Consider the following 21,001-nt stretch of genomic DNA (forward strand, 5'->3'; position numbering starts at 1 on the left):
GGTCGAGGTGCCGGAGAGACGCCCCGCCGCGACGTTGGTGATCGTGCGCTCCGCGCCCGGCGCGCCCACCGATACCGTGCTCGTCGCATTCGTGCCGGCAAACGTGTACGGGGTGCCGCCGATCGTCGCGTTCGGCGTGTTCACGACCGGCGCTGTCGTCGAACCAGCGCCGAGGGCGACGTCGTTTGCGTTGTTGGCGCGCGCATTCGTGCCAAGAGCCGTCGAGCCGTCTGCCGAGGCCGACGCGAGCGCGCCATACGCACTGGCACCGGTGCCGCTCGCGCTGGCCTTGATGCCGGTCGCCGTTGAACCAATATCCGAAGCGTTTGCGAAAGCGCCCACTGCAGTCGCGTCGTTGGCTGAAGCTGAGGCGTGATTTCCGAACGCGATCGAGTTTTGCGCTGACGCCGTCGCACTCGGTCCGATCGCCGATGCACCGACACCCGAAGCGTTTGCGGCAATGCCCACTGCAATCGTGCCTAAGCCGCTCGCGGTGGACCCCGCACCGATCGCCGATGCACCGGCACCCGAAGCGTTTGCGAGAACGCCCACTGCAGTCGCGCCCACGCCGCTCGCGCTAGCCTGCCCGCCAATCGCCGATGCACCGGCACCCGAAGCGCTTGCGGAGGCGCCCACTGCAGTCGCGGCGTCGGATGCGGCATCGCTCGTCACGCCGTTGGTTGAAGCTGAGGCGTGATTTCCGAACGCGATCGCGTTTTGCGCCGACGCCGTCGCATTCGGTCCGATCGCCGATGCACCGACACCCGAAGCGTTTGCGGCAATGCCCACTGCAATCGTGCCTAAGCCGCTCGCGATGGACGCCGCACCGATCGCCGATGCACCGTCACCCGAAGCGTTTGCGCGAGCGCCCACTGCAGTCGCGCCCACGCCGCTCGCACTAGCCTGGCCGCCAATCGCCGATGCACCGGCACCCGAAGCGCTTGCGGAAGCGCCCACTGCAGTCGCGGCGTCGGATGCGGCATCGCTCGTCACGCCGTTGGTTGAAGCTGAGGCGTGATTTCCGAACGCGATCGAGTTTTGCGCCGACGCCATCGCATTCAGTCCGATCGCCGATGCACCGACACCCGAAGCGTTTGCGGCAATGCCCACTGCAATCGTGCCTAAGCCGCTCGCGGTGGACCCCGCACCGATCGCCGATGCACCGGCACCCGAAGCGTTTGCGAGAACGCCCACTGCAGTCGCGCCCACGCCGCTCGCGCTAGCCTGCCCGCCAATCGCCGATGCACCGGCACCCGAAGCGCTTGCGGAAGCGCCCACTGCAGTCGCGGCGTCGGATGCGGCGTCGCTCGTCACGCCGTTGGTTGAAGCTGAGGCGTGATTTCCGAACGCGATCGAGTTTTGCGTCGACGCCGTCGCATTCGGTCCGATGGCTGCGGAAGCATCGCCGGAAGCCGTCGCACCATTCCCAAAGGCCACGGAGTCCACTCCTGATGCAAGCGTATGATCCGTCCCGCTTCCCCCCGAACTACCCACGGCGATGGCGCCCGCACCGCTCGAAATCGCGGCGCCTCCGACCGCGATGGCACCGTTGATGCCCGTGGCCGTCCCGCCATCGACCGAACCGGCAGAGGCCGTGTCCGCCATCGACAGCATCCCTCCAAGCAGGACCACCGCGCAGGACGCTGCAATCTTGCTGCTCGTTTTCTTTCCCCGTGCCTTTGCCGATTCCGCCACCGCTACCCACGTGCCGGTGGTCTCGTTCCACACTGTCCGATATGTCTTATTCATTTGTATCTCTAAGTCTTCAATAATGTTGCTGATACTTCATATCCGCAACTCAAGGTTCTTCAATCTCCAGGCGCTCCCCACCGGAGCCACCTGGCGCATCAAGCGATCGATGCCAATGCGCCGCGGTCACTGGCGCGCCATGTCGGCTTTGCGGCATCATTGATTACGCAAGCTCCCACTCTTGCTTCCGGGCTTCACCCAACCTCCCCTTTGACGGCTGCAGCGTTGCAAATCGATGGCGATGTCCAGCGAATCGGTCTGACCGAAACCGGCTTCCCTGGCGATGCCGCCCGTGAATTCACTCGCGTCCTTGAAGCGTCATGTGAGACGAGACGGCGCGCCACGCGTCGTCTCGGCGCACGAAAACGTCGGTGAAAGAAAACAGGAGCGCCGCTGGCTGACCGGACTGATTGAACCGGTTGGTCCCCGTGATGATTGCCGTGTCGCCGTAGGTCCTGACCTGCATGTCCTGCAGTTGCTGCGTGGAGCCCACGGGCGGGGGCGCTGCGCTCAACACCTCGGCCTTGTTGCGGCGGTGCCCGTTGCTGAGCGTCTCCACGAACGACGGGTCGAGAATCCGGTCGAGCGTCGCCATATCCCGGCTCGCCGTAGCCTGAACCCAGGCGCGCTCGAGTGTTTCCGGCGACGCGGAAGCGCCCGGCGTTTGCGCAATGCATTGCATGCTCAACAGTGCAAACGAGATAGAAGCGAAGCATTTACTGCGCGCGGCACAAGATTTCATGGCGTGGACTCCAATACAGCCGTTACTGCAAACGAGCGATAAAGACGCTCGTTCTGCAAATGACATCGAGATTTCTCAATCAAGCTTTCGGCAATAGCTCACCCGCGCCGCCGGACGAATGAAATCGTCGGCTGCGTGCGTTTAAGCGCGTTGCGTTCAAAGCGGCGGTCGCATCACTGAACAAACGAGATGCGACGGATGGCGGCTCCCCAGAATCGCCTTATGATTGGTTATCCGAAATTTATATGCGACTATTTACCTGAGACAATCTGTTCAGCGTCAATTACGCCGTGTTTCTCCCCAGCCCTGTTCCGCTTTTGTCCGCGGCGAAAGATTCAGCAGGAAACGTCATGGGTCAACAAAGTGTTGACCTCGATTTTCGATGGAGTATTCGATTGCAAGCGAAGCGCACATTGCTCGCGCCAGATATCTTGAAACGCACGCTCCATACCCCGTGCGAAGCGCGCACCGTCCATCAATGAAGAACGCTCCATGGTCGTTCTCAGTTCAGACCGAAGCTTGCGCAAGCGACTCAGATCGCGGGCCGCCTCAACCGCTTTTTCAATGAAGCTCTCTTCCGAATCCGCAATCCATTCCGGCATGCTCAGATTGGACAGCAACGCATGACCCGCGCGACTTGCCGGCGTCTGGCCGGTCATCGTGAGAACCGGTACGCCCATCCACAGTGCGTCGAGACTCGTGGTGTGGCCGTTGTACGGAAAGGTGTCGAGCACGATATCGATCTCGAGATACGTATCCATATAACGCTCGCGCGGACGGTAGTCGACGAAGTCGAGTCGCGATGACTCGATGCCCGCCGCTTCGAACTTCGCCACCACGTCTTCCCGCGCACGCCCCCAGGCCAGCAGAAGCATCAGGGTCGAACCAGGAATGCGCCGCATCGCCTCGGCCCAGAGCGCAAGCGTCCGATCAGTGAGCTTGCACGGATTGTTCAGGCATCCGAACGTGATATGTCCCTTGTCGTCAGCAGGCAGCGCGTTCACATGGTGCGCCTGATTGAGCGGCGCATAACACCAGAACGTATCGGGCAGGCGAATCGACGTTTCGCTGTAGCAGTCATCCCGGTTCGAACCAACCGGATCGAGCCACGGATCGGTCAGGCGGTAGCCGATCGCGCTGCTCCCCGTGGTCCCCGGATACGCCAGCCAGGCCGCCTGGACCGGCGCGGGCTTACGCGCAAAGAGCTGAGGACGCCCGCCCGCCATGTGCATGGTCAGATCGACCAGAATGTCGATGCGATCGTCCCGGATCTGCTGTGCAAGTCGTTCGTCGTCGAGGCTGTGCGCATCGCGCCAGGCATCCGCGAGATGCGCGATCTCGTCGGTGATGCGATCACGGATATCGACGCTCGAATAGCAAAAGACCTCGACCGCGCGATGATCGTGATTTCGCAACAGCGGCAACATGAACAGCGCCTGGCAATGGTCGCGAAAGTCCGGCGAGACGTAGCCGATGCGCAAGCGCCGCTCGGATGCCGGATCATTCCGGTACTGCTCGGCCGTAGCGGCATGCCGGGCTTCGAACCGGGCGGCGAAGCGGCGGCCCTCTTCGAGCACGTCGTAACCGGCCTCGCTGACGAAGCTGAGCGCATAGACCAGATTCGAGTGGGCGATCAAACAGTCCGGATCGATTTCAATGGCGCTGCGAAAACAGTTCAACGCCTCCTCGATGTTTCCCGAGTTCTTCGCCAGCAACACGGTGCCCAGTCCGACGTGCGCAGCGGCGAGACGCGGCTGCAATTCAAGCACCCGGCGCGTGAGCACTTCGGCTTCGTCGAGCTTGCGCCGATTTTTAAGGAAAGCCCCGAAGTTGAAAAGCGCGCCCCAATGATTCGGATCCACTTCGAGGGCGTGCCGATAGGCGGCCTCGGCGGCTTCGGTGCGGCACGTCTCCGCGAGGATATTGGCGAGGTTGATCAGCGCGAGGACGAAACGCGGACTCAATTCAAGCGCGCGACGCAACACCGTTTCCGCTTCTTCGAAACGGCGTTTTTCCGCCAGCAGACTGCCCAGCGCATTCAACGTACCAACATTGTTCGGCGACAATTGCAGCGACATCCGAAAGGTATCGATTGCTTCGTTCGAGCGTCCGAGTTCGTTCATAAGCCTCGCCAGCATTTCGCTTGCGCCAGCGAATTGCGGATCTGCGCGCAATGCATGACGCAAAGCCTGCTCGGCTTCCGCTTTCCGACCGGTGTCCTTGAAAAGGGAACCGAGATTGCACAGTGCCTGTGCAAAGCCAGGTCGAATCTCCAGCGCGTGGCGAAATGCAGATTCGGCATCGTCGAACATTCTTTGCTCGGCCAGTACCGTGCCCAGACTATTAAGCGCTTCAGGCCAATTGGGACGCAGCGCGATTGCGCGGCGCAGTTGCTCGAGCGCATCGGCTCCATTACCGAGTCTCGAAAGCAGTTTTCCGAAATTGAAGCGGTAATCAGCCGAGTTCGGATCGAGTTCGACTGCACGGCGAAACGCTGTCCTGGCTTCTTCGAGCTGATTCTGTTCCTCGTGCAGCCGCGCGAGATTGAAATGCGCGATGGCGAAACCGGGATCGATGTCCAGTGCGCGGCGCTGCGCGCTCATCGCTTCCTCATAGCGCTTCTGCGCTCTCAGCGCCAGCCCGAGATCCGACTCTCCCGCAGCGCTTGGAGCGATGGAAAGAGCAATCTGAATGAGCGCTTCCGCTTTGGAGGGATCGCCATCCAGCAGATGAAGCACTCCCAGAAGATGATTGGCTTCGCAATGAAGCGACACTTCGCTCAGGATGCTTCTGCATTGGATAGCGGCCTGTACGCGATCACCCGCGCGAAAGCATTCCAATGCAGATTCGAAAGACTGTGAGGTTACGAGTCCGGTGGCTTGCACGTCCGGCTTCCCTATATTGATTGTATTGCGACTGCGCAGCGGAACATCGGTCCCGCTGAATTGCGCTTGCACCCGTGAGGTGCGAGATCCACGCAATGTTACAACAATCAACTTATTGTTAGGAAGACGATTCAAGTCCTGTTTAGTCCTTGCCCTCTATTTTATTGCGACTCCATCGAAACAATGCTCGAATCCATTTCTGCAAACTGAATTAATCACCGCAAAATTTTTGCAGTTATCCTGAAAACATTTGATTCGGATTTCAAGATCGTTGCATGGTCCGATTCTTCGATGGCTCCGATTTATATTCAGAAAAAATGAAAGTAATGAAATGAATCAGCTGTTTGAATAACAAGCTTCAAACAGTTACTTGAATCGGGTTTGCAAAATGCAAGCGGACGACTTGCGCCGTCCGCTTGTAATCAGCCTTGCATTACCACTGATAGGAGGCGCCTCCGCCCACCGCCGTTCCGGCGGCGCTGACGCCGGCACCGAGCCTCAGCTTGACGTTCGCCGTCACGCGCGCCGAAGCACCCAGTGCGGTTGCCTGATAGCCCTTGTAATTGGCGGTCCCGACGCCAACCGCGAGGGTCTTGCCCGGATCGACGTCCGGAATCATCGACAAGGCCGTTGCTGCGGCCACGCCGGCGTAGGCGCCGCGTGCAACGGAACTCACCTGGCTGCCGAGCGCGGTGATCTTCTGATCCGTGTAGGCGTTGGCCTGGTTCAGGCCCTGCGAGAGGCTCTGGTTCATCTGGCTCAGATTCACGGCGTCGGTGCCTTGCGCACCGGCTGCCACGTTCGTAATCTGGCGCTCCGCACCCGCGGCGCCGACCGATACCGAGTTATCGCGATCCGCGACCGATCTGGCGCCCAGCGCCACCGAGTTCGCCGCCGATGCGCTTGCGCCGGAGCCGACCGCCGTCGAACGCGCTCCGCTGGCGCTGGCGAGTGCGCCCATCGCGGTCGAATGCGTGCCGGTTGCCGTGGCGCCCTCCGTGTCGCGATTGCCTTCGGCGGCCATGAACGGGTTGTTGGCCGCGTTCGCCACGTTGGTCACGGTGCCGATCACCTCGTTCAACTGACTCACATTCACGGCATCGCCGCCATCGACGCCGTACGCCACGTTGCGGATGGCGGTGCCTCCGGTGCGCGTCGAGCTGTCGTAGGCGCCGCCGCTCAACGTGATGCTGCTGGTATCCGGCGTGCCGTCCGCGTGGGTGTCGTATTTCACGGACGCATTGTTGAGCGCATTGATGTCGGTCGAGATGGTCGAGACTTCCGTCTGCAGGCTGCTGACCGCCTGATTGGTCGCGTGGAGCTGCGAACCGTTGACGGCGTCGGTCGAGGCGGCCGAGATGCGGCCGGCCGCGACGTTCGTGATGGTGCGTTCAGCGCCAGTCGAGCCGACGCTCAACGTGCCGACCGGCGCCGAACCGGCGAACGCGTAGTTCATGCCGTTGATGGCGATGCCCGCTGTCGCGACGGCCTCCGACGTGATCGAGTTCGAACCGAGCGCGATGCTGTTGGCGTGGGTCGCCGCTGCGCCCTGGCCGATTGCGATGGCATCGACACCCGTGGCCGTCGAATCGTCTCCGGTACTGTTCGCGTGGAAGTACTTCGTGCCCGTGGCGACGATGCTGTTGATCGAGTTGACCGTGTTGCTGATATCGGCCGTGTTCTGGTCCACTGCCTGATTGGTCGCGTAGAGTTGCGAGCCGTTCATTGCATCGGTCGACGTTGCGGAGAGGCGGCCTGCCGCAACGTTCGTCACGGTGCGTTCCGCGCCGACCGAACCCACCGACAACGTGCTCTGCGCATGGCTGCCCGCGAACGCGTAGTCCTTCCCGCCGATCGTCGCGCCGATGGTATTCACTACGCCAGCCGTCGTGGAGTTCGAACCGAGCGCGATGTCGTTTGCGTTGGCCGCGACCGCGCCCTGACCGATCGCGACCGAGTCCAGACCCGTGGCCGTCGAATCGTCTCCGGTGCTGTTCGCGTGGAAGTACTTCGTGCCCGTGGCGACGATGCTGTTGATCGAGTTGACCGTGTTGCTGATATCGGCCGTGTTCTGGTCCACTGCCTGATTGGTCGCGTAGAGTTGCGATCCGTTCACCGCATCGGTCGAGCTTGACGACAAGCGGCCTGCCGCCACGTTCGTCACCGTGCGCTCCGAACCCACCGAACCCACGGATACCGTGCTTCCCGCATTGCTGCCCGCGAACGTGTAGTCCTTGCCGCCGATCGTCGCGCCGGTGGTGTTCACTGCGGCCGCCGTCGTGGAGCGTGAACCCAGCGCCACGTCATCTGGATTGACAGCGTTCGTCCGATAACCCAATGCAGTCGATCTTAATGCGGCGGCGGTTGCTTCTCGTCCTATGGCCGAGCTGTTGTAGCCCTGGGCAAGCGAATATGCACCGATCGCCGTCGTGTTCTGATCGGAAGCCGTAGCGGAATACCCCATCGCAATTGCCGTGTTCTTGTCCGCGAACGAACTCGTTCCGAACGCCATCGCACTCGTCGAAAGCGCTTGGGCGTTCTTGCCTATCGCCGTTGCGGGAAAGGGATTGGTGCCGCTTGCAGTTGCGTTCGCGCCCAGCGCGATATCCTCTCGGCCAGCAGCGGTCGTTGCCTGACCGATTGCGATTGAGTCGGCACCCATCGCCACCGAATCCGCGCCCGTGCTGTTGGCGTGGAAGTACTTCGTGCCCGTGGCGACGATGCTGTTGATCGACTGATTCGTCGCGTACAACTGTGAACCGTTCACGGCATCCTGGCTTGACGTACTGACATCGCCCGCTGCCAGCCCCTTGATCTTGTGCGCCGTGCCCGTGCCGCCCAGAACATTGTTCGCTCCGTTCATGTACAGGTCGCTCCACGAGTACACGCCGTTCTGGCCGTACATCGTCACGTAGCCCTGCTTCACGCCGGTAATGAACGCGGGTTCGCTGGTGGTAAAGCCTGCGCCGTTGTTGGTGAACAGCCCCCAGCCATTCTGAACCCCGCCGGAACTCGGAAGCGCGCAGGCATTGCTGTTGATGCCGCTGTCCGTGCCGTTCTCGCAGATCTCGAGGCCCGCCGTCCCACCGGCTGCCTCCGCCGGCATGCTGCCTCCGCCCAGCGCCATCGCCAGCGAGCTCACCGCCGCCGATATCGCCTTCTGACTGCGCTTGGTTTTTCCCTTGGCGGTCTCGGGAACGGCCACCCAGTTCCCGATGACATCAGACCAAACAGTGCGGTGTGCCTTATTCAATTTCTGATCCTTATTAATTTGCCCATGGACACGACGCGGTGAAAGCGACATGAATCACATCGCCCGGATGACAGAAGGCCTTTGCTTCGTCTGGTGCCGCTCGCGTGCGGAACTCGCGTCAGCCGGATTCGATTCCGTCTGGAGTTCGTGCTGGAACATTAAGGTTCAGGACTATTCCCTGAAATGGCACGACTCTTAAAACCGTGCCGTGTCTTGGCAGAGTGTCATGGTGCGACGGGAGATTGCGCTCAATGCGTCGGCGCTTCGGGGAGACTGCGCTGAAGCGCGGCGCAAAGCGCGGGAAAGGACCGGAAAAGGCAGAAAACAACCGAAGGGAGGCCACGGCGACCCAAAGCCGAGGTTCAAAAAAAACGCGGCGGAAAAATCCGCCGCGCTTCACGCCGTCATCATGCGCCTGGAGCGCTCACCTCACCTCACCTCATCGCGCCGCCGACGCATCCGCCACCAGCAACGCCGTCATGTTGACGATCCGCCGCACCGTGGCCGACGAAGTCAGCACGTGCACCGGCTGAGCCGCGCCGAGCAGGATCGGCCCGATCGCGATGCCGCTGCCCGCCGCCGTCTTCAGCAGGTTATAGGAGATGTTCGCGGCATCGATGTTCGGCAGCACCAGCAGGTTGGCATCGCCTTCGAGCGTCGACTCCGGCAGCACTTCCTTGCGCAAACGCGCATCCAGCGCGACGTCGCCGTGCATCTCGCCGTCCACTTCCAGATCCGGCGCGCGTTCCTTCAGAAGGGCCAGCACGTCGCGCATCTTCTGCGCGGTCGGCGCGTTGCTCGTGCCGAAGTTCGAATGCGACAGCAGCGCGATTTTCGGCACGATGCCGAAGCGCCGCACTTCTTCCGCTGCCATGATCGTGATTTCGGCGAGTTGCTCCGGCGTCGGGTCCGCGTTGACGTGCGTATCGACCAGGAAAATCTGCCGGCCCGGCAGCACCAGGGCATTCATCGCCGCATAGACGTTCGCGCCTTCCTTCTTGCCGATCACCTGATCGATGAAGTGCAGATGCCGGTGCGTCGTGCTCACCGTGCCGCAGATCATGCCGTCGGCCTCGCCCTTCTTGACGAGCATCGAACCGATCAGCGTCGTGCGGCGGCGCATCTCCAGCTTGGCCATCTGCTCGCTGATGCCCTTGCGCGCCATCATCTTCGCGTAGGTCTGCCAGAAGTCGCGATAGCGTTCGTCGTGATCCGTATCGACCACCGTGAAGTCGGTGCCCGGCGTCAGGCGCAGGCCGAACTTCTGGATGCGCTGCTCGATCACCGCCGGCCGGCCGATGAGAATCGGCTTGGCAATCTTCTCGTCCACCGCGATCTGCACCGCGCGCAGCACGCGCTCTTCCTCGCCCTCCGCGAACACGATGCGCTTCTTCTCCGGCTCGACGCTGCGCGCCAGCTGGAACACCGGCTTCATGGTCGTGCCGCTGTGATACACGAACTGCTGCAAGTGCTGTTCGTAGGCGTCCATGTCCTCGATCGGACGCGTCGCGACGCCGCACTCCATCGCGGCCTTCGCCACGGCCGGCGCGATCTTCACGATCAGGCGCGGATCGAACGGCTTCGGAATCAGATACTCCGGACCGAACGACAGATCCTGAATGCCATAGGCCGTCGCGACGATGTCGCTCTGCTCCTGACGCGCCAGTTCCGCGATGGCATTCACCGCCGCGACTTCCATCTCCTTCGTGATGACGGTCGCGCCGACATCGAGCGCGCCGCGGAAGATGAACGGGAAGCACAGTACGTTGTTGACCTGGTTCGGGTAATCGGTGCGGCCCGTGGCCAGCACCGCGTCCGGACGCACTTCCAGCGCGAGTTCCGGCAGGATCTCGGGCGTCGGATTGGCGAGCGCGAGAATCAGCGGCTGCGCGGCCATGCCCTTGACCATCTCCTGCTTGAGCACGCCGCCAGCGGAGAGGCCGAGGAACACGTCGGCGCCTTCCATCACGTCGGCCAGCGTGCGCGCGCTGGTTTCGCGGGAGAACAGTTCCTTGTCCGGATCCATCAGTTCCGTGCGGCCCTTGTAGACCACGCCGGCCAGGTCCGTCACGAAAATGTTCTCGCGCTTCATGCCGAGATCGACGAGCAGGTTCAGACAGGCCAGCGCCGCCGCGCCCGCGCCGGACGCCACCAGCTTCACTTCGCCGATCTCCTTGCCGACCACTTTCAGGCCGTTGGTGATCGCCGCCGCGACGACGATGGCCGTGCCGTGCTGGTCGTCATGAAAGACCGGGATCTTCATGCGCTTGCGGCACTCGCGCTCGACGATGAAGCAGTCCGGCGCCTTGATGTCTTCGAGATTGATGCCGCCGAAGGTCGGCTCGAGCGCGGCGATCACGTCCACCAGTTTGTGCGGATCGCTTTCGTTCAGCTCGATGTCGAACACGTCGATGCCGGCGAACTTCTTGAACAGCACAGCCTTGCCTTCCATCACCGGCTTGGACGCGAGCGGTCCGATGTTGCCAAGGCCGAGCACGGCCGTGCCATTCGACACGACGCCGACGAGATTGCTGCGCGCGGTGAAGCGCGCGGCGTTCAGCGGATCCTCGACAATAGCCTCACACGCGAACGCGACGCCCGGCGAGTAAGCGAGCGCGAGGTCGCGCTGGTTGATCATCTGCTTGGTCGGGGCGATGGCGATCTTCCCCGGGACGGGAAATTCGTGATAGTCGAGCGCTGCTTCGCGCAACTTGGTATTGGCGGGAGTCGTCATAAGGCGGGCCAGTGGTGCGGGATTTAGAATGGAAGTTCGAACGCATTGTAGCGCCAATCAGCGGGCGTTTCGGGCAGCGGCCCGTGCATTTCGGCTACAACTGCCATGACCGGAAAAGGTCTGATCGCCCGGCCAGGCAAGGCTCGCCGCCCGTCGTTCGACTTTTTTGAGATATGCCGCGGGCGCCTTCGGGCGACGGCGGGCGCATCTCGCTCCATTCTTGCAGCGCACAAAAAACCCTTCTTTGCGAATCATGCTTTCCGAGTTTTCACTGATCGACCGATACTTTGCCCGCCGCGCAACGGCGCCCGCACCGCGTCATGACGACGCCGCCGCGACGCCGCTCGGCATCGGCGACGACTGTGCGCTGATTGCGCCGCCTGCGGGCAGCCAGCTGGCCATTTCGACGGACATGCTGGTGGAAGGCCGCCATTTCTTCGCCGATGTCGATCCGGCCGCGCTCGGGCACAAGGCGCTCGCCGTGAATCTTTCCGACCTGGCCGCGATGGGCGCGCAGCCGCACGCATTCACGCTCGCGCTCGCCTTGCCGCGCGCCGACGAAGCCTGGCTCGCCGCGTTCAGCGACGGACTGTTCGCGCTGGCGTCACGGCACGGCTGCGCGCTGGTCGGCGGCGACACTACCAGCGGGCCGCTCAATCTCTGCATCACCGTATTCGGCGACGTGCCGCACGGCATGGCCCTGCGCCGGGATGCCGCACGTCCCGGCGACGACATCTGGGTGTCCGGCACGCTCGGCGACGCGCGCGCCGGCCTGGGCCTGCTGCGCGGCGAGTGGCAGGCGCCGGATGCCGCCGCGGCTGAAAACTGGCGCCGCGCGCTGGAGCGGCCCGAGCCGCGCATCGCGCTGGGACTGGCGCTGCGCGGTGTGGCGCACGCGGCACTCGATATCTCCGACGGCCTCGCCGGCGACCTGATGCACATCCTGAGACGCTCGCAGGTTCGCGCCGTCGTCGATGCCGAGGCGGTGCCGTGCTCGGACGCGCTGCGTACTCTGCCCGATCCCGCGCGCCGCCAATGCGCGCTCGCCGGCGGCGACGACTACGAACTCTGCTTCACCGCGCCGCACTCGGCGCGCGACACGCTCGCCGCAATCGCGCAGCGCGTGCAGGTGCCGCTGACGCGCATCGGTACAATCGAATCCCTGGGTGAATCCCTGGATGCGCCCGCCCTCGCCTGGCGCGATGCCTCCGGCGCCCCGCTCTCCCTGACGTTGCAAGGCTTCGATCATTTCCATGCAGACTGACCCGACCCTCGCGGGCGAAACCGCCGCGCCGCGCCGCGCAAGCGCGCGTTTCATGCTTACCAATCCGCTGCACATCCTGTCGCTCGGCTTCGGCAGCGGGCTGTCGCCGGTCGCGCCCGGCACTGTCGGCACCCTGTTCGCGTGGCTGTCGTTCGTCGTGCTCAATCCGCACCTGACGGTGGCGGAATGGGGCGCGCTGATCGTCGTGGGCTTTATCGCCGGATGCTGGTTCACCGGCTTCACGGCCACCAGAATGGGCATCGCGGATCCGTCACCGGTGGTGTGGGACGAGATCGTCGCGTTCTGGCTCGTGCTGCTGCTCGTCACGCCCGCCACCTTCACCGGGCAGACGTGGGCGTTCGTCGTATTCCGCTTCTTCGACATGGTGAAGCCGCCGCCCATCCGCTATTTCGATCGCCATCTGAAAGGCGGCTTCGGCATCATGTTCGACGACCTCGCGGCGGCATTCTTCACGCTGCTCGTGATCGCGCTGTGGCGCATGACCGTCTGATCTCCACCCTCATCTTCTGGACCCCGCCATGCCAACCGACACCGTCGTTCACCAACTTGCGATCCGCGTCGGCAACGCCCTGCGCGACGAACGGCTGATGCTCGCCACCGCCGAATCCTGCACCGGCGGCATGGTCGCGGCCGCGATCACGGATATTTCGGGCAGCAGCGCATGGTTCGAGCGGGGCTTCGTCACCTATTCGAATCTGGCGAAGACGGAAATGATCGGCGTGCCTGTCGCGCTGATCGAGCAGCACGGCGCGGTAAGCGAGCCGGTCGCGAAAGCCATGGCCGAAGGCGCGCTGCGCAACAGCCGCGCGCAAGTCTCGGTGTCCATCACGGGGGTTGCGGGCCCGGCGGGCGGCAGCGAGGCGAAGCCGGTGGGAACGGTGTGCTTCGGCTGGAGCAACCGGCTGCACACGACGGTCGAAACGGTGTTGTTCAAGGGCGACCGCGATCAGGTACGCACCCAGGCGGCGGCGCACGCGCTGCGCACGCTGCTGGAGTTCATCGATCAGCGCGAGCGCTAAGCCCCCCGTTCATCGTATGAGCAAAGCACGCAGCGACGCGCCCCGTCCCGCCCGTTTCACGCGCGACCAGGTGGCTCGCTGGATGGGCCCGAAGACATTCGACAAGGCGCTCGGCTACGTGCGCGCCGTCGCCGACATCAGTTGGGAGGGAGACATTCTGCGCGCGCGAGTCAAGGGCACGCAGGCGCAGCCCTACGCGGTCGAAATCTCGTTTCGCCAGGAGCGTCCGCACGGCTATTGCTCGTGTCCCGTCGGCCATGAATGCAAGCATGTCGCGGCGACGCTCCTCGCCTGTCTGGAACGCGAGGACGAAGCCGCGCGGAACGGCGTGAGCGTTGAAGTCGGGCAATGGCTTGCGCGTTTTCGCGCGAGCGTTCAGGCGGCCCGGCTGGCGCAGGCGAAAGCGTCCAAACCCGCAACGGGTGCGAAACACCAGCTTCTCTATGTGCTCACGCTGCCGTTTTCCACCGCGGCAAGCCTCGAACTGACTTTGCTGAAAGCGCGGCTCGGCGTCGACGGCGAGATTCGCGCAGTCGAACCGTGGTACCCGAACTATGCCGCGTGGAACAAACCGCCCGGATTCGTGACGCCTGAAGACGACGCCATCGTTCGCGCGCTGCGTTCGGAGCGTCAAGCGGCAAACCAGGGTTACGCGTTGTGGGCTGCGCGCGGCGCGAAGATCTGGCACATGATGCTGACGACCGGCCGCCTCTACTTCGAAGCGAATCCTGGCGCCATGCAATTGCTCGACCCGCTGCGAGAGGGCGCGAGCCGCCGCGCGAACATCGAGTGGAATCCACACGGCGACGACATGATCCTCGCGTCGCTCGAAACCGAGCCCGAATCCAACGTCGTGCTGCCCACCGAGCCGGCCTGGTACATCGACCTCGTCACGAGCGAAACCGGCGTCATCGACGCGCCGATGCCCGACGCGCTGCTCGCCGATTACCTGTCCATGCCCGCGCTGACCCCGCAGGAAGCGAACGTGGTACGCGCGGCGCTCGCCGAATGCGCGCCTGAACTGCCCGCCCCGCCCGCGGACGGCGACATCGGCATGCGCATGATCGAGGCCGAGCCGGTTCCGGTGCTGACGCTGGACACGCTTCTGCTCGATGCGCCCGGCAAGCTCAGCATGCTCCCGACCGAACTCGACCTCGCGCGCCTCGAGTTCGACTACGACGGTCTCGTGATCGCGGCGAACAGTCCCGACTTGCTCGTGCGGCTCGCGGGCGGCGAACTGGCCCGCATCGCGCGCCGGCGCGATGCGGAAAACAACTGCGTCCAACGCCTGCTCGACAGCGGCCTGAAGCCGATTTCCGGCGCGCCCGTCAGCCGCGACGACTCACCGTATGCGGGCGCCTTCTTCATGCCGGACCGGGACGCGTGGCCGGACTTCGTCGGGCAGCACGTGCCCGCGCTGCGCGAACTGGGCTGGCGCGTGGTGATCGCGCCCAATTCGCGCTTCGACATTGTCGAGATCGACGAAATCGATGCCACCGCGCGCGCCTCCGAAGACGGCTGGTTCGACCTCGAACTGGGCATCATGGTGGAGGCGGAGCGCGTGCGTCTCGAACCGCTGCTCGCCGAACTCTTCGCACGCGACCGTCGCTGGCTCAACGGCGCGATCGACATGATCGACGACCGCCATGCCATCGAATTCCGCACGCAGACGGGCCGCCGTTTCGAGTTGCGCGCCGCCCGCATCAAGCCGCTCGTGCATGCGCTGCTCGACCTGTTCGACCGCCCCGCGTCCGGCCATGCGGCGCCCTTGCGGCTGTCGGCGCTGGAAGCCGGCCGCCTCTTGGGAACGAACCTCGCCGGAACGAATGACAGACAGCGCTGGCAGTTCGATGGCGACGCGTCGCTCGTCGAACTTGCGCAACGGCTGGGCAGCGCCGCGAGACCGCGCCGCGTCGAGGCGCCGCGCGGCCTGCACACCACGCTGCGCGACTATCAGCGCGACGGCCTCGACTGGATGCAGTTTCTGCGCGAGCACGACCTCGCCGGCGTGCTCGCCGACGACATGGGCCTCGGCAAGACCGTTCAGACGCTCGCGCACATTCTGGTCGAGAAGGAAACGGGCCGGCTCGGATGCCCGGCACTGATCGTCGTGCCGACGACGCTCGTCAACAACTGGGTCGAAGAAGCGCGGCGTTTCGCGCCTGCGCTGAACGTGCTGGATCTGCATGGGCCGCTGCGGCATGAACGTTTCGCGGCGATCGCCGCGCATGATCTGGTCGTGACGACCTATCCGCTCGTCTGGCGCGATCGGGAAGCGCTGGCGCAGCACGACTTTCATCTGCTGATCCTCGACGAAGCTCAGCAGGTCAAGAACGCGTCGAGCAAGGCGGCGGGCGCGCTGCGCACCTTGCGGGCGCGGCATCGGCTATGCGTGACCGGCACGCCGCTCGAGAATCATCTGGGCGAGCTCTGGTCGCAGTTCGATTTTCTGCTGCCCGGGTTTCTCGGCACGCAGAAGGAGTTCGCCTCCCGCTGGCGCAGGCCGATCGAAAAGCTGAACGACACCACGCGCCGCGCGCTGCTCGCCCGCCGGATCCGGCCGTTCATGCTTCGTCGCCGCAAGGACCAGGTCGCGACCGAACTGCCGCCCAAGTCGACGATCGTGCGCCGCGTCGAACTCGAAGGACCGCAACGCGACCTCTACGAAACCGTGCGCGCCGCGATGCAGGAGAAGGTCCGTGACGCCGTTGCAAAACAGGGCGTTGCGCGCAGCCATATCCTGATGCTCGATGCATTGCTCAAGCTGCGGCAGGTCTGCTGCGACCCGTCGCTCGTCAAATTGCCCGGCGCGAAGAAAGGGCAAGGTTCGGCGAAGCTCGCCCTGCTGCTGGAGATGCTGCCGGGACTCATCGACGAGGGACGGCGCGTGCTGGTGTTCTCGCAGTTCACGGGCATGCTCGCGATCATCGCGCATGCGCTCGATCAGGCGGGTCTCGCCTACGTCACCCTCACCGGCGAGAGCGTCGACCGGAAGACACCGGTGCGACGCTTCCAGGCGGGCGAAGCGCCGATCTTCCTGATCAGCCTGAAGGCGGGCGGCGTGGGCCTGAACCTGACGGCGGCGGACACCGTCATTCATTACGATCCGTGGTGGAATCCGGCCGCCGAGAATCAGGCGACGGATCGCGCGCACCGCATCGGACAGGACAAGCCGGTGTTCGTGTACAAGCTCGTCGCGGCCGGCAGCATCGAAGAGAGAATTCTGGCGATGCAGGAGAGCAAGGCGGCGCTTGCGGCGGGAATCCTGTCGGAGAACGCGAGCCTGACGCAGATGTTTTCCGCCGAGGATCTCGAGGCGCTGTTCGCACCCATCCCCGGCGAATGAGGCGTCGCGTTACCGATACTGATTGATGCTGTCGCGCGTCTTCTTCGCCGCCTCGGCCGCGGCCTCGGCGTAGTCATCGCCCTTGCCGGCGTAGATGATCGCGCGCGACGAGTTGATCAGCATGCCGGCGCCGTTCGCGCTGCGGCCGGCGCGCACGGTTGCTTCGACATCGCCGCCCTGCGCGCCGATGCCCGGAATCAGCAGCGGCATGTCGCCGACGATGCTCCGCACCGTTTCGATTTCCTTCGGGAAGGTCGCGCCGACCACGAGCCCGAGTTGCCCACTGGCGTTCCACTTCTCCGCCGCGAGCCGGGCGACGACCTGGTACAGCGGCTGGCCGTCGGTGGTGAGGAATTGCAGGTCGGAGCCGCCCGGATTCGACGTGCGGCACAGCACGATCACGCCCCGGCCCTCGTGTTCGAGATACGGCTGGATGGAATCGAAACCCATGTACGGATTGACCGTCACGGCGTCGGCGCGATAGCGCTCGAAGGCTTCCTTTGCGTACTGCTCGGCGGTGCTGCCGATATCGCCGCGCTTCGCATCGAGAATCACGGGAATGCCGGGATGGCGCTCGTGGATGTGGGCAATCAGCGCTTCGAGCTGGTCTTCCGCGCGATGCGCGGCGAAGTAGGCGATCTGCGGCTTGAACGAAGACGCATACGGCGCGGTTGCGTCGGCGATGGTCTTGCAGAACTCGAAGATGGCGTCGGGACGGCCGTTGAGCGCGCCGGGAAACTTCGCGGGCTCGGGATCGAGGCCGACGCACAGCAGCGATTGAGTCTGCGACCACGCGGTCTGGAGGGTCTGGAGAAAGGACATGGCGGGGAATTCAATGAACGTCAATGCGCCGCATTTTAACAAGCGGCGCATCGCTTTCCCTTCGCTCCCTGCCCCGCTTTAGCGCGTGGCGGCCGTGCGCGTCCGCGCCTTGACTCCGGCGCGCGTCTTCGGACGGCCGCGCCGCGTGGCCTCGCCGGTCCGTTCGACGGTGAAGCGGAAGGTGCGCGTCAGCCGTTCGCCCGGTTCGAGCACGGTCATGCCGTGCGCTTCAGCGCCGCCGGGCAGGTTCACTGCGTTGATCGGGTGATCGACGGGTTCGAAGCAGAAGAAGTCCCTGCCGGGCGGCGCGTACAACACGTAGTAATCGGTGTCGGCGGCGATGGTCAGCGACAGCCGCCGCTTAGGCCACAGCACGCTGGTGCGCCCGCTCCAGCCAGTGAAGGCGTTGTTCACCATGGCGGAGGGCATCGGATAGGCGACGCCGAATTGCCACGCGGGCGGCGCCGGCACGTGCCGCACCGGCAGCCAGTCGTCGCCGCACAGCCACAGGCCGCCCGCCGCCGCCGAGAGTTCGGTGTCCGCCTCGCGCATCAGGAACGGATGCAGGCCGAGCCCGAAGGGCAAGGCGGCGTCGCCGGCGTTCTCGATCTCGAGCGTGACGATGAGGCTGGCCGCGTCCAGCGCATAGGTCTGTGCCGCGCGAAAGGCGTACGGCTTGCCGTTGCTGCGATCGAGCGTCAGCCGCACGCGTCCTTCGTCCTCATCGCTCGTGCCGGCGACTTCCCACGCGCCGAGCCAGCCGTCGCCGTGCAGCGGCAGCGGTTCGCCGGCGCGATTGCAGGGCACGTCGATCGCGCGGCCCGAGAACTGGAAGCGCCCGTTGCCGATGCGGTTCGAATACGGCAGGAGGGGATAACACGCGAGCTGATTGGGATCGGTATCGGGTCCGGGATCGGTGCACGGCCGGAAGATCGGCACGAGCGCGCCTTCGTCGCGCCAGTCGAAGCGCGTGATGCCGCCGCCCAGGGCGGGCGCGAGTTCGAGCCGGAGATGCGGATTGGAGAGCGTGATGCAGGCTTCGGTGCGCGTGCCGCCCATGGCGATCACGGCCGTGGCCGGACCTGGCCGGACGGGCGGCTCGGTGGCGGCGGCCAGACGCGAGCGGCGCGCCTGGGCTTGCAGCTGGGACGTCGATGCAGGATTCGGTCTTGGTGCTGTGCGGGCAACAGTCATGACGCGTGCTCCATCGAGAGGCGAAGAACCCGGCGCGGCCGGGACGGGTCGGGCGGCGCGTCATGGCGCGCCGCCTCGAATGCTGTTGTCAGGCTCGTCCGGCGAACGCCGTTTCCGCGAGACCGCGCACGCCGGGCGTCGCGACGAACACGCCGCCTGCGTGGGCATCGCGGCGCAGTGCGTCGTCGTCGAGACCGATGCGCGCGCTGGTCACGAAGAGCGTGGCGAAGTCCTCGCCGCCGAACGCGGCGCAGCTGGGCTGCGTGGTGGGCACGTCGATGCGCGCCGTCTCGCGGCCGTCGGGTCCGTAGCGCACGACGCGTGCGCCGCCCCATTGTGCATTCCACAGCCCGCCATCGGCGTCGACGATGGAACCGTCTGGCACGCCGGTCATGTCGGTCAGTTCGACGAACACGCGGTCGTCGGTGAAGTCAGGATAGTTGCATGCGCGAATCTGGCGCGTCGGTGAATCGCAGTAGTACAGGGTCTTGCCGTCGGGCGCGAAGCCGATGCTGTTCGAGATCGCGCACGCTTCGAGCGGCAGTCGTTCCAGCGAAAGATCCTGGTTGAGCCGATAGAACCCGCCTACTGCTTGCGCGTCTTCGACGTCGTGCTTGGTGCCGAACACGAAGCGCCCGTCGCGGTCGCAGCGGCCGTCGTTGAGACGGGTGGGCAGACCGGCTTCGACTTCCATGAGGGTGTCGATGCGACCGGTTGCGATCTCATGGAACGCGAGCCGCGACGCGAGGCCGAGCAGCAGAAAGCGCGTGTCGGCACAGGGCGCGAAGCATGCGAGCCGCTCGGGCATGTCGAACGACTCGCTCGAGCCGTCGAGCGGATTGCAGCGCCATAGCCGGGCGCCTTCGATGTCGGTCCACCAAAAGCGGTGGCTGGCGGCGCACCAGGTTGCGCCTTCGCCGAGGGCGCATTGACTGTCGATCAGGAGCCGGGCGGGAGCGCTGTCCATCAGGCCCATCCTCCGTCGACGACGATGTCTTGCGCGGTGACCATGGCGCTGTCGTCGGAGGCGAGGAAGAGCGCGGCGCGCGCGAGGTGTTCGGGCAGCAGTTCCCCGCCGATGCATTGGCCTTGTTTGATGGCTTCGCGGCCGGCGTCGTCGAGCCACAGACGCTTTTGCTTCTCGGTCATGACCCAGCCTGGCACGAGCGTGTTGACGCGGATGCCGAACTTGCCGAGATCGCGCGCGAGGCCGCGTGTCATGCCTTGTACTGCCGACTTGGCGGTGGTGTAGACGGGGAAATTGCCTTGCTTGAGCATCCAGCTGACGGAGCCCAGGTTGATGATGGAGCCGCCGCCGAGTTGCTTCATGTCGTCGATGACCGCTTGGGCCGCGAAGAACTGATGACGGATGTTGACGGCGATGCCTGCGTCGTAGGATTCGGGCGTGACGTCCTCGATGGCGTGGCGCTTGTCGTTGGCGGCGTTGTTGACGAGCACGCCGATGGGGCCGAGCGTGCTGCGGACGTCGGCGATGCCTTTTCGCAAGGCGTCGATATCGGTGAGGTCGACGTTCAGGAACGTCGGGCGGGTTTGATGCGGCTGCAATGCCGCGCCGAGGCGGTCGGCGAGCGCTTCTCCTGCTTCTGTGTTGATGTCGAAGAAGGCGACTTTCGCGCCTTGGGCGAAGAAGTGTTCGACGAAGCCCTCGCCGATGCCGGTCGCGCCGCCGGTGATCAGGATTGTTTTGCCTGACAGGCTGGGGTAAGTCGCAAGTTTGGGTTCGGGTTGGGGCATGGTTTTTTTGAGGTCAGTGGTTGGTTTGTTGCCCCTCGCCGAGGCCGGGGTCCTTCGCGTGATTGCTTCTGCTTGCCTGCGCTTCCATGGACTTCCCGTTTTCGCGTCGGTCTGTTGGCACTGCCCCTCCCCGGGGCGGGGGTAACTTTCTTTGCGGCTGCAAAGAAAGTCACCAAAGAAAGCAGCTTTCTTAGCGCCCAAGGACCACCAAGCGGCG

At 64.4% G+C, this 21,001-nt stretch carries 14 protein-coding genes and 5 pseudogenes; 7 read left to right on the forward strand and 12 right to left on the reverse strand.

Features of this window, described 5'->3' with window-relative positions:
* A pseudogene (locus QCE63_RS12840) lies at nucleotides 1–567 on the reverse strand (hypothetical protein); the annotation flags it as partial.
* Between QCE63_RS12840 and QCE63_RS12845 the strand changes: the two are divergent.
* Nucleotides 461–697: a hypothetical protein gene (locus QCE63_RS12845; RefSeq protein ID WP_309833337.1), complete on the forward strand. Its 237-nt coding sequence runs from the start codon at nucleotides 461–463 to the stop codon at nucleotides 695–697. The pseudogene QCE63_RS12840 and the gene QCE63_RS12845 sit on opposite strands and share 107 nt — an antisense overlap.
* 29 nt (nucleotides 698–726) lie before the next feature.
* On the opposite strand, the pseudogene QCE63_RS36830 reads toward QCE63_RS12845, so the two are convergent.
* Nucleotides 727–1,209: pseudogene (locus tag QCE63_RS36830) on the reverse strand (hypothetical protein); the annotation flags it as partial.
* Here QCE63_RS36830 and QCE63_RS12855 point away from each other — a divergent pair.
* Nucleotides 1,103–1,339 (forward strand): hypothetical protein, encoded by a 237-nt coding sequence (locus QCE63_RS12855; protein ID WP_309833337.1) that lies wholly within the window; start codon nucleotides 1,103–1,105, stop codon nucleotides 1,337–1,339. The pseudogene QCE63_RS36830 and the gene QCE63_RS12855 sit on opposite strands and share 107 nt — an antisense overlap.
* Before the next feature lie 29 nt (nucleotides 1,340–1,368).
* Here the strand turns inward: QCE63_RS12855 and QCE63_RS36835 are convergent.
* Nucleotides 1,369–1,695: pseudogene (locus QCE63_RS36835) on the reverse strand (hypothetical protein); the annotation flags it as partial.
* On the opposite strand from QCE63_RS36835, the gene QCE63_RS12860 reads away from it, so the two are divergent.
* Nucleotides 1,595–1,912, forward strand: a complete 318-nt coding sequence (locus QCE63_RS12860) for a hypothetical protein (protein ID WP_309833339.1) — start codon at nucleotides 1,595–1,597, stop codon at nucleotides 1,910–1,912. The pseudogene QCE63_RS36835 and the gene QCE63_RS12860 sit on opposite strands and share 101 nt — an antisense overlap.
* Before the next feature lie 135 nt (nucleotides 1,913–2,047).
* Here QCE63_RS12860 and QCE63_RS12865 read toward each other — a convergent pair whose 3' ends face one another.
* The 5 genes and pseudogenes from QCE63_RS12865 to QCE63_RS12880 form a co-directional block, all read right to left on the reverse strand.
* On the reverse strand, nucleotides 2,048–2,557 hold the full coding sequence (locus QCE63_RS12865; RefSeq protein ID WP_309833341.1) for a nuclear transport factor 2 family protein: 510 nt from the start codon (nucleotides 2,555–2,557) through the stop codon (nucleotides 2,048–2,050).
* Nucleotides 2,558–2,826: 269 nt separating this feature from the next.
* On the reverse strand, nucleotides 2,827–5,376 hold the full coding sequence (locus QCE63_RS12870) for a tetratricopeptide repeat protein (RefSeq protein ID WP_309833342.1): 2,550 nt from the start codon (nucleotides 5,374–5,376) through the stop codon (nucleotides 2,827–2,829).
* A gap of 433 nt (nucleotides 5,377–5,809) precedes the next feature.
* Nucleotides 5,810–7,678 (reverse strand): annotated as a pseudogene (locus QCE63_RS12875) (YadA family autotransporter adhesin); the annotation flags it as partial.
* A gap of 36 nt (nucleotides 7,679–7,714) precedes the next feature.
* A pseudogene (locus tag QCE63_RS36840) lies at nucleotides 7,715–8,680 on the reverse strand (ESPR-type extended signal peptide-containing protein); the annotation flags it as partial.
* Nucleotides 8,681–9,068: 388 nt separating this feature from the next.
* Entirely contained in the window at nucleotides 9,069–11,363 is a 2,295-nt protein-coding gene (locus tag QCE63_RS12880; RefSeq protein WP_309833345.1) for an NADP-dependent malic enzyme, read from the reverse strand.
* 253 nt (nucleotides 11,364–11,616) lie between these two features.
* Between QCE63_RS12880 and thiL the strand changes: the two genes are divergently transcribed.
* Genes thiL through QCE63_RS12900 form a run of 4 tightly spaced genes read left to right on the forward strand, consistent with a single transcriptional unit; the run spans nucleotide 11,617 to nucleotide 17,013 of the window.
* On the forward strand, nucleotides 11,617–12,627 hold the full coding sequence (gene thiL, locus QCE63_RS12885) for a thiamine-phosphate kinase (RefSeq protein WP_309833346.1): 1,011 nt from the start codon (nucleotides 11,617–11,619) through the stop codon (nucleotides 12,625–12,627).
* Nucleotides 12,617–13,138 carry a phosphatidylglycerophosphatase A gene (locus QCE63_RS12890; RefSeq protein WP_309833347.1) on the forward strand — a complete coding sequence of 174 codons (522 nt, stop codon included), beginning with the start codon at nucleotides 12,617–12,619 and terminating at the stop codon, nucleotides 13,136–13,138. The genes thiL and QCE63_RS12890 overlap by 11 nt, the downstream gene beginning before the upstream one ends.
* Nucleotides 13,139–13,166: 28 nt before the next feature.
* Nucleotides 13,167–13,667 carry a CinA family protein gene (locus QCE63_RS12895; RefSeq protein WP_309833348.1) on the forward strand — a complete coding sequence of 167 codons (501 nt, stop codon included), beginning with the start codon at nucleotides 13,167–13,169 and terminating at the stop codon, nucleotides 13,665–13,667.
* A gap of 16 nt (nucleotides 13,668–13,683) precedes the next feature.
* Complete coding sequence (locus tag QCE63_RS12900) at nucleotides 13,684–17,013, forward strand: DEAD/DEAH box helicase (protein ID WP_309833349.1); 3,330 nt, start codon at nucleotides 13,684–13,686, stop codon at nucleotides 17,011–17,013.
* A gap of 9 nt (nucleotides 17,014–17,022) precedes the next feature.
* Here the strand turns inward: QCE63_RS12900 and pyrF are convergent, their stop codons facing one another.
* The 4 genes from pyrF to QCE63_RS12920 all read right to left on the reverse strand — a co-directional run bounded on the left by pyrF (nucleotide 17,023) and on the right by QCE63_RS12920 (nucleotide 20,784).
* Nucleotides 17,023–17,835, reverse strand: coding sequence for an orotidine-5'-phosphate decarboxylase (gene pyrF / locus QCE63_RS12905; RefSeq protein ID WP_309833350.1), 813 nt, complete (start codon nucleotides 17,833–17,835; stop codon nucleotides 17,023–17,025).
* Between the two features lie 78 nt (nucleotides 17,836–17,913).
* Entirely contained in the window at nucleotides 17,914–19,029 is a 1,116-nt protein-coding gene (locus QCE63_RS12910) for an aldose 1-epimerase (RefSeq protein ID WP_309833351.1), read from the reverse strand.
* Between the two features lie 88 nt (nucleotides 19,030–19,117).
* Entirely contained in the window at nucleotides 19,118–20,005 is an 888-nt protein-coding gene (locus QCE63_RS12915) for an SMP-30/gluconolactonase/LRE family protein (RefSeq protein WP_309833352.1), read from the reverse strand.
* Nucleotides 19,996–20,784 (reverse strand): SDR family oxidoreductase, encoded by a 789-nt coding sequence (locus tag QCE63_RS12920; protein ID WP_309833808.1) that lies wholly within the window; start codon nucleotides 20,782–20,784, stop codon nucleotides 19,996–19,998. Before QCE63_RS12920 ends, QCE63_RS12915 begins: the two co-directional genes overlap by 10 nt.
* Nucleotides 20,785–21,001: the final 217 nt, after the last annotated feature.

This window comes from Caballeronia sp. LZ065 (assembly GCF_031450975.1).
Classification (GTDB): Bacteria; Pseudomonadota; Gammaproteobacteria; order Burkholderiales; family Burkholderiaceae; genus Caballeronia.